A 602-nucleotide genomic window follows, 5' to 3' on the forward strand; every position below is an offset into this window, starting at 1 on the left:
CCCAAGGCCGAGGTGCTGGCACAGCTGGTCGCTGAGAAGTCACCGGCCGCGGTCGTCATCCCCTCCTCCCCGGAGGGCAAGGAGATCGCCGGCCGGCTGGCCATCAAGACCGGCAGCGGCTTCCTGACCGACGTCACCGAGATCGCTGCCGACGGCACCGCCACCCAGGTGGCGTTCGCCGGGGCGACGATCGTGCACTCGCAGGTCACCGTCGGCACGCCGATCTACACCCTGCGCGGCAACTCGGTCACCCCCGAGCCGGCCCCGGCCGCCGGCACCGAGGAGACCGTGCAGGTCGCGGTCTCCGAGGCCGCCAAGCGCACCCGGGTGCTCGACCGGGTCGTGGAGCAGAAGTCCAACCGGCCGGAGCTCACCGAGGCGGCGATCGTCGTCTCCGGCGGTCGCGGGGTGGCCAGTGCGGAGAACTTCTCGGTGATCGAGGGCCTGGCCGACTCCCTCGGCGGTGCCGTCGGTGCCTCCCGTGCCGCCGTCGACTCCGGCTTCTACCCGCACTCCTTCCAGGTCGGGCAGACCGGGAAGACCGTGTCGCCGCAGCTGTACATCGCGGTGGGCATCTCCGGGGCGATCCAGCACCGCGCCGG

1 protein-coding gene is annotated in these 602 nt (G+C 72.4%); it reads left to right on the top strand.

Going from position 1 to position 602, the window contains the following annotated elements; translation table 11 throughout:
• Positions 1–602: electron transfer flavoprotein subunit alpha/FixB family protein (locus tag Q1A09_RS22520; protein ID WP_299960632.1), on the top strand; the 602-nt coding region annotated here is incomplete at both ends.

The sequence above is a fragment of the uncultured Modestobacter sp. genome (assembly GCF_947486615.1).
GTDB lineage: Bacteria > Actinomycetota > Actinomycetes > Mycobacteriales > Geodermatophilaceae > Modestobacter.